An 8433-nucleotide genomic window follows, 5' to 3' on the forward strand; every position below is an offset into this window, starting at 1 on the left:
TCCTCCAAACGTATATATCGATTTACCGTTGGGTGGGGGCGGGTTTACGAGATTGTGGATTATTGACGATGATTGTTTGTGAAACCCGCCCCTACAAATCTTTTTCTCAAAATAGAAACCCAACATTTTCGCTACAATTTTCCTTAACTGAACCGTATTGCGACTTAAACGCCATTGCCGTTTCCATACATTTTGCAAAAAAATGCTTGACATTGCTACCAGTCTGTGCTAGGTTATCGAATAGTATTGTGTTTAACCCACAAATCGCAGCACTTCAGCTATGTTCACAGCCAAGTTCACAGCCAACAGCTATTTTTATTTTTGGTACCCCCAAGTTCGCCCGGAGTGAATTTACAATTCACTGTGAACATCCGGGCGAACCGCAGATTAACACCTGCGGTTTTGTTTTTTCTACTTCTTTCCCCAACAACCAATCGAGTACAAGCGAAAACAGCAATGACATTATTTAGTAACTGGTACAACAGCTTTTATTTTTGGCCCAACAAGAGTTCTGGGTAAATTGTCGCGCTGTCTTTTCGCACCAACCCGGAACTCTTAAAAGTTCCGGGTTTTTTGTTGTCAACCACCCACTTAAATTTCCCAGGAAAATTCCCTCATGTTAGAAGCCAAACTCGTCACCAAATCTCATCCCGAACACCAAACAATTGTCAAACTCTCAGAAACAGTCTCAGTCGGCGGCACAGAATTATTAATCATCGGTGGCCCCTGTACCGTCGAAAGTTCCGCACAAATGGAAACAGTCGCCCGCCAACTATCCGCCGCATCCGTGCAAGCTTTGCGAGGCGGAGTCTACAAACCTCGCACATCTCCCTATGCTTTCCAAGGCATGGGAATTGAGGGACTGGAAATTTTAGCCGATGTCAGCCGGCGTTACGGTTTACCCGTGGTGACAGAGGTAATGTCGATCGCCCAAATCGATCCAGTTGTCACCTATGCTGATATGCTGCAACTAGGCAGTCGGAATATGCAAAACTTCGAGTTACTAAAGGCGATCGGTCAAGCCGGAAAACCCGTCCTGCTAAAACGCGGCTTGTCAGCCACAATCGAAGAATTTGTGATGGCCGCCGAATACATTCTCAGTCACGGAAATCCTCATGTAGTTCTCTGCGAAAGAGGCATCCGCAGCTTCGACAATTACACCCGGAATGTATTAGATTTAGGTGCAGTCGTAGCGCTGAAACAGTTAACTCATTTGCCAGTAATAGTAGACCCTTCTCACGCCGTCGGCAAGCGAGAATTAGTCGCACCACTAGCCAAAGCAGCGGTTGCTTGCGGTGCAGACGGATTAATTATTGAATGTCACCCGCAACCGGAAAAATCCGTTTCTGACGCGCGGCAAGCTCTTTCTTTACCAGATATGATTGATTTAGTTGCGAGTTTGCGGCCTGTAGCCGCCGCCGTTGGCCGCTGCATACCCGATATTAATGTGCACTCTGAGGTATTAAGTTTGAAGTGATATTAGTAGGAAATAATCTATAATTTTTAACGTCAAACTCTACATTCGGTTTTAACCGATATCTTGCACCATTGTCAGCAACAGGCAAGATGCCTGTTCCACAATAAAATTTATCTTTTGTGGAACAGGCATCTTGCCTGTTCATAAATTGAGAATGGTGCAACATATCAGTTTTAACTCACATCTTGCACCATTCTCAAGAACGGGCTCTCCGGCCCGTTCCACAAAGAGTAGATTTTCTTGTGGAACAGGCATCTTGCCTGTTCATAAAAGGCTAATTGAGAATGGTGCAACATATCAGTTTTAACCGAATTGAGCTTTGAGGCAGGGGTTTAAACCCCTGCCGGAATCGGGGAAAGCGCGTGTTTCACGAATTTAGATTAAAATAAAAAATAATACTGTCATCTACGAAATTTTGCTTAATTATGGCAATACTACTTAACGTTCCCTCGATCGTCTGTTCCGGCTGCGGTGATACAATTACCAAAGCCATCAAAACTGTTGACTCCGAAGCTACTGTCAATGTGGATGTCGCAGCTAAGACTGTTACGGTTGAGGCTCAAGCTTCTGAAGAATCAATTACACAGGCGGTTGTTGCTACGGGCCACACCGTCCAAGATTGATATTGAGTTGGGTGAGGGCGGGTTTACGAGATTATTGGTATTAGGCCGAGATTATTCGTAAAAGCCGCCCCTACAGAATTTGACATCCATTATCAATGCCCAATGCCCTGTTTGCCCAATGCCCTGTTTGCCCAATGCCCAAAAGATTATTCTTCGTCTAAGTGTTCGGCGACGGCTTGGTAAAGTTCAAAAACGTGGCGATCGAGTAAACTATAAAAAACTTGTCTCCCAACCTTGCGGTAACTTACCAACCGCATCGCCCGCAATGCCCGCAACTGGTGCGATACTGCTGACTCGCTCATACTCAACGCCGCAGCTAAGTCACACACGCACAGTTCTTGTTTTGCCAAAACCGACAGCAGCCGCAGCCGATTCGCATCTCCCAAAAGACTGAAAAACTCAGCCATCCGCTGAGCTTTTGCGGTGTTGAGAACTTGTGTTTGGATGTCCCCGGCCCGCACACTGTCAACCAAGTGCGGTCGATCGCACATTGGTGTATCGTTTTGTGCGGGAGGCTGACTTATCGCTCCATTAACAGCAGAGTTGGGTGACATCTTTTCCCGGCTAGTTTTAATTCTCATTTTCATTTTAGTGCGATCGACAAACCTTTTGTAACAAAACTTTTACATTCCCTTGACTAATATCTGAATATGTGTTCAGATATTAGTAGAGATAAACAACCCCACCAGGAGAAGCTCAAATGACTACCGCCACCCAAACAAAATGTGCCTGTCCTTCATGTTCGTGCGTGGTCAGCCCCAGCGAAGCCATTGAAAAAGACGGCAAAACATACTGTTCCAGTGCTTGCGCTAACGGGCACCCCAACGGCCAAGGCTGCGGCCACACCGGCTGCGAGTGCAACAAATAAATATTCGGCTTCACAAAAGATTAATCACCAACTGCCAAATATATCTAAAGGGAGATGCGAACCGCGCATTTCCCAATTTTTTTGCTTTTAGGTTAAAGAAAAGTTAAAATAAAGCTAACTTAAGGTTAAGACTGCATTAATAGACTAAATACAGAGCCAAAAAGCACAACTGCTACTTACGCAATACAATAGAAGCAAGTTAGCGCCGCGATACTGAGTACAAATAGTGCTATTAACAGCAGAGACCGAACCAAAAGTTGAATACCAAAAGTTTAATTAGGAGGGGGCAATGAAAGAGCGGGAAGATTTTTTACATCCTCGCAATCGCTACTACGGTGATTTCACGCCAGAAAACTTGGCGTTTAATGCCAACTTGCAGGAGTTTGCTCAAAAAATAACTTATATTTGCTCGCTGGAAACAGGGGGGAAAATTAGCGCTGAGAAAGCCTATAAAGATATTAAGATGCTTTGGAAAGACTTAAAATCCTCTAAGAAACAATTGGGAATTGGCCAAAAACCCCCCAGTACCGAGGAGCAAAATTCACCTTAAAGTCATCGCAGCCAACGCAGCGTTTGCAATCGAAAACCCCTGCGATTGCCAGCGCTGCTTTTTGCTGCGTACCCAACAAATGTAAGGCAATACGCTTGGGTTAAAACTATTTATTCCTCGGAGATCCCCCTAAATCCCCCTTAAGAAGGGGAGTAGGGGTTGACTTTGAGTAAGTTCTTGTCCCCCCTTTTTAAGGGGGGTTAGGGGGGATCAAGCTTAACTGAACCCTCTTGAAATATAAGGTGGTTGCTAGTAGGCGAACTTTAGAAAGTCTAGGGTTTGGAATTGGGTGCAGTTTCTCCGGCAAAGGAAGTACAATTGCCACCGAGGCCAGAAATAATCGCGCAAGTATTAGTTTTCAGCATTCCCTGATATGTATCAGCACCCGTGCCGGGGCCGCCCAACTCGTCGCTGTAAAGTTCTTTGTCCCAAATTTTGACATTTGCCTCCCTCGCCACAGTCTCCATCAACTTCGGATTAGTTGTAGTTTCGGCAAAAATTGTCGGCACTCCTGCGGTCTTAATTTCTGAGGACAATTCGGCAATTCTTGCGGCGGTGGGCTGTTCCTCAGTCGTCACACCCTGCAAAGCTCCAGCCATCTCCAAACCGTAAGCATCGGCATAGTAACTCAGAGCATCATGAGTTGTTACTAACTTGCGTTTTTCTGGTGGAAGAGTCGCAATTTGAGCTTTTATCCAAGTATCTATTTTTTGCAACTCATCTGTTAAGCTTGCTGCATTTTTTGTAAAAAGTTGAGCATTGGCGGGGGAAACTTCGATCAATTCATCCCGAATTATTTCTACCATACGGATGCCATTTTGAGCGTTATGCCAAACGTGAGGGTCAGGGACTTTTTCGCCTTCTGCATGGGGTTTGTTTTCCGCTTTCTCTTCGCCGTGTCCGTGCTCGTGTTCGCCCATCAGGGGTTTGGGAACGGCGAGTTCGTGGACGGCGATTTTGGGTGCGGAATTACTGCTAGATTCAATTAACTTAATGATGCTTGGTTCGTGGTTGTAGCCTCCGTATAAAATCAGATTGCCCGTTTCAATCGCTTTGCGGTCTTCCGGCTTGGTTTGATAGGCGTGGGGGTCGTCTCCCGGCTTAATTAGACAGGTAGTGTCGATCGAACTTTGAGCGATTTCTCTAGTTAGGTTGCAGATAACGCCAGTCGTGGCGACGACTTTGGGCAAGTTGGCGGCGGGACTGGCTTGAGTTTGAGTCGCGGCCGGACTCTCTGACACCGGATTGGTTGCGTTCTGCCCTCCACTGCACCCAACCAGTCCGCAGCCAATTGCCAAAACAGCCGCACCGCACAATCTGCCGCTTTTTCCAGCCCAGTTCTTTAACATTTTCACCTTTGGAACGATAATCGTTATTGCTTTTTCGAGTTATCCTATTGTAGTAGCTACGAACAAGAATCGTTCTCAAAATCTCGGATTATGTTAGAAGTGCAAGACTTAGCTGTCAATTATCGAGGAATCTCGGCCATCAACAGCGTGAATTTCCAGTTAGATCCCGGACAATTAACCGGTGTGTTCGGCCCCAACGGCGCGGGGAAAAGCACGATGGTGAAAGCGATGCTGGGATTGATCCCGGCCTGTCGGGGTTTGGTGAAATATCAGGGGCGACTGCTGAAGCAACAGTTGTCGCGGGTGGCTTATGTGCCGCAGCGATCGCAAATTGACTGGGATTATCCGATTACGGTGTGGAATGCGGTGATGATGGCGCGAACCGTCCAGACTGGTTGGTTTCGCAGTCCCTCGAAGCAGTCGCAAGAATTGGTAAAAGCTGCTTTACTGCGGGTAGGAATGTGGGATTTGCGCGATCGGCAAATTGGCGAACTGTCTGGCGGACAGCAGCAGCGGATTTTCTTAGCGAGGTCGATCGCCCAACAAGCCGATTTATTCTTCTTCGACGAACCTTTTAACGCGATCGACAAAGCAACAGAAGAAATTATTTTCGATATTTTTGCCGAACTTAAAGCCGAAAATAAAACATTGCTAGTAATCAGCCACGATTTAGGCAAAACTTTAAAACAGTACGACAATTTATTATTGCTCAACAAGCAGTTAATTGCGACTGGTTCCTGGCGGGAAGTCCTCACCGCCGCCAATATTCAAAAAGCCTATGGATACGATTTAAGTTTAGTGTCAGCGTAACCAAAAAAAGATTTATCTTTAAAATTGAATGTGGCACAGGCGTCCCGCCTGTGAAGTGGATTGTGGCACGGGCATCTTGCCTGTGCAATTAATTGTGGCACGGGCATCTTGCCTGTGCAATTAATTGACTGTGGCACGGGCGTCCCGCCTGTGCAATTAATTGTGGCACAGGCGTCCCGCCTGTGAAGTGGATTGTGGCACAGGCGTCCCGCCTGTGCAATTAATTGAATGTGGCACAGGCGTCCCGCCTGTGCAATTAATTGAATGTGGCACAGGCGTCCCGCCTGTGAAGTGGATTGTGGCACGGGCATCTTGCCTGTGCAATTAATTGTGGCACGGGCATCTTGCCTGTGCAATTAATTGACTGTGGCACGGGCGTCCCGCCTGTGAAGTGGATTGTAGTTGAAAAAATCCTATTATTGACCTAATTCAATGTTAAATTTGCTAATTGAGCCCCTCAAATTCGAGTTCATGCGAAATGCGATCGCCGTCGGCGTTTTGCTAGGAATTCTCTGCGCCGTTGTTGGCTCCTATTTAATTGTACAGCAAATGGGAATGATGGTTGACATGATTGCCCATTCAGTATTACCCGGATTGCCGGTGGCTTTTTATTTAGGTTTCAATATTTCGATCGGCGCGTTTATATCGGGAATTATCAGCGCCGGGATTATGGCGTGGATTCAATCACAATCGCGCCTAAAAATTGATGCTGTGATGGCATTAATTTTATCTACATTTTTAGCACTTAGCATCACGCTGATTAGCCTCTTGCGGACAACCAAATTAGACTTAGACGGGTTTCTGTTCGGGAATATCTTGTCAGTTGCGCCTGCTGACGTGCAGCAGACTTTTGTCATAACTTTGATAATTTTGGCGACCGTTAAAATGTTTTATAAAGAACTGCTATTTTATACTTTTGACCCCCTGGGATCGCAAGCCTGCGGTTTGCCTGTAAACTGGATTTATTTGGGGATGATTTCGGCGATTACGCTGACGATTGTTGCGAGTTTGCAAACTGTGGGGGCGTTGTTAGTAATTTCGCTGTTAATCGGGCCGGGAATAACGGCGTATTTGTTGGTAAAAGAGCTACATTTAATGATGGGATTAGGAGCTATTATTGGAATTACAGCTAGCGTAACTGGTATGTATCTCAGCTATTATTGGAATATGCCGTCTGGTGCGGCAATTGTATTAGTTGTTTTTGGGTTATTTTTAGTAGCTTTGCTGTTCAGTCCCACTCAAGGGATTTTGACCAGAAAGAGAGGATAACACTCCAGGACGCACTTCGACGCTTAGAAACCGGGTTTTTTACTCGATGCAGTCTGCAACGAAGTATACGCTCGAAAAACCCGGTTTCTGGATACCCGTGGGTAAGTCCTAAAGTTTTCAATTGTTTATGTTTTGGTCAAACTGGTGCGCCCGTTATGCGAACTTACCGCCGCCCGAACCCTTGGCCGCGCATAGATTTATGACCAAACCAGCAATTCGCCTCCACAGCCACCAGCGACGAGAAACTGGCCTTCGGGATGCCATGCCAGACAGGAAAAACCGCCCTCTGCACCTTCTAGAATTTGCAGCAATTGTTCTGCTTCGTACCACAAACAAACTTGACCGTCTGCGGATGCGGAAGCTAATAAAAATGTGCTAGGTTGAAAGGCGATCGCATTTACCACATTTTCATGCACTTCTAACCCCCAAGAATCCCAACCGACACTTTCATCAGCGTGTTTTTCCCACACTGAAATCCCTTCAGAACTCGCAGCAGCTAACAAAGGCGCACCCAAGGAATTAGTTTTATCCGACCAAGCTAACTGCCGAACTTTCCCAGGAAAACCCTGCATTACCCACGGTTCAAAATTACCCCATTCATTAACAATTAGAGTATTGTCCATATTGCCGCAAGCTAAATATTCCCCTTGTGGCGACCAAGAAACTGCACCTGTTGCGGAGGGTACTGATAAAATTTCCGGGTCTTCGTCCCAGTCTTCACCATGCCAAACTTTGACACCTTGATAGCCGCTAACTGCCAGATATTGAACCATCGGATGCCATGCTAAATCAAGGATAGATGATGACTCGAAATTCAGCGTTACTTCAACAACATTATCCTCAGCATTCCAGACTTGAACGTAGCGGCCCATACTGAAAGCTAACTGGTTGCAGTTGGGACTCCAAGCTAACTTATCAACCCAGACGCGCTGGTTATCCAAATCAGCCATTAATTCCCCAGAATTAACGCGCCAAATTCGCACTTTTCCATCTTGTCCGCCCGCAGCTAGGAATTGGCTGTCGCGGGAAAAAGACAAGCAATCGGCTGATTTCTCCGTAGCACTTTGTAGCGTTTGCAAGGACAATTCATTAACTGCCCCTACTTTCGCCAGCATCACTTCGCCCGCAGCAGAACAGACTCCTAAAGTTGTGCCGTCCGGCGACCAAGTAACAGCAGTTACGTAGTCAGACAGCATTGCTTCGGCATGAATTGCTAGGGTTTGTTCACTTTTATTTGTCTTTTTGCTACCCATATTTATTGAATCTGAGATGTTGTACTCTTCTTAAGAACGGGCAAGATGCCCGTTCCACAAAAGATGAATTTTCATCTTGTGGAACAGGCATCTTGCCTGTTCCATTCCACAAAAGATGAATTTTCATCTTGTGGAACAGGCATCTTGCCTGTTCCATCCCACAAGAGATGAATTTTCATCTTGTGGAACAGGCATCTTGCCTGTTCCATCCCACAAAAGATGAATTTTCATCTT

At 46.1% G+C, this 8433-nt stretch carries 9 protein-coding genes; 6 read left to right on the plus strand and 3 right to left on the minus strand.

Going from position 1 to position 8433, the window contains the following annotated elements; translation table 11 throughout:
* Window positions 1-616: 616 nt before the first annotated feature.
* Window positions 617-1477, plus strand: coding sequence for a 3-deoxy-7-phosphoheptulonate synthase (aroF, locus tag QT992_RS21815; protein ID WP_333339965.1), 861 nt, complete (start codon window positions 617-619; stop codon window positions 1475-1477).
* A gap of 425 nt (window positions 1478-1902) precedes the next feature.
* The gene (locus QT992_RS21820; protein WP_333107044.1) at window positions 1903-2100 is read left to right on the plus strand and encodes a heavy-metal-associated domain-containing protein; all 198 of its coding nucleotides are present in this window, start codon (window positions 1903-1905) and stop codon (window positions 2098-2100) included.
* Between the two features lie 146 nt (window positions 2101-2246).
* On the opposite strand, the gene QT992_RS21825 is transcribed toward QT992_RS21820, so the two are convergent.
* The gene (locus QT992_RS21825) at window positions 2247-2654 is read right to left on the minus strand and encodes a metalloregulator ArsR/SmtB family transcription factor (protein WP_333318198.1); all 408 of its coding nucleotides are present in this window, start codon (window positions 2652-2654) and stop codon (window positions 2247-2249) included.
* Between the two features lie 146 nt (window positions 2655-2800).
* On the opposite strand from QT992_RS21825, the gene QT992_RS21830 reads away from it, so the two are divergent.
* The gene (locus QT992_RS21830; protein ID WP_333241518.1) at window positions 2801-2968 is read left to right on the plus strand and encodes a metallothionein; all 168 of its coding nucleotides are present in this window, start codon (window positions 2801-2803) and stop codon (window positions 2966-2968) included.
* A gap of 289 nt (window positions 2969-3257) precedes the next feature.
* Window positions 3258-3518 (plus strand): DUF7219 family protein, encoded by a 261-nt coding sequence (locus QT992_RS21835; protein ID WP_006631574.1) that lies wholly within the window; start codon window positions 3258-3260, stop codon window positions 3516-3518.
* A 272-nt stretch (window positions 3519-3790) separates the two neighbouring features.
* Here the strand turns inward: QT992_RS21835 and QT992_RS21840 are convergent, their stop codons facing one another.
* On the minus strand, window positions 3791-4867 hold the full coding sequence (locus QT992_RS21840) for a metal ABC transporter solute-binding protein, Zn/Mn family (RefSeq protein WP_333339969.1): 1077 nt from the start codon (window positions 4865-4867) through the stop codon (window positions 3791-3793).
* Window positions 4868-4957: 90 nt separating this feature from the next.
* On the opposite strand from QT992_RS21840, the gene QT992_RS21845 reads away from it, so the two are divergent.
* Both QT992_RS21845 and QT992_RS21850 read left to right on the plus strand, forming a co-directional pair.
* Window positions 4958-5677 (plus strand): metal ABC transporter ATP-binding protein, encoded by a 720-nt coding sequence (locus QT992_RS21845; protein WP_333318194.1) that lies wholly within the window; start codon window positions 4958-4960, stop codon window positions 5675-5677.
* Between the two features lie 432 nt (window positions 5678-6109).
* A complete protein-coding gene (locus tag QT992_RS21850) occupies window positions 6110-6946 on the plus strand; it encodes a metal ABC transporter permease (RefSeq protein WP_333318190.1) in 837 nt (278 codons plus the stop codon).
* 197 nt (window positions 6947-7143) lie between these two features.
* On the opposite strand, the gene QT992_RS21855 is transcribed toward QT992_RS21850, so the two are convergent.
* On the minus strand, window positions 7144-8199 hold the full coding sequence (locus QT992_RS21855) for a WD40 repeat domain-containing protein (RefSeq protein ID WP_333318188.1): 1056 nt from the start codon (window positions 8197-8199) through the stop codon (window positions 7144-7146).
* Window positions 8200-8433: the final 234 nt, after the last annotated feature.

The sequence above is a fragment of the Microcoleus sp. T3_D1 genome (assembly GCF_036700405.1).
Lineage (GTDB): Bacteria > Cyanobacteriota > Cyanobacteriia > Cyanobacteriales > Microcoleaceae > Microcoleus.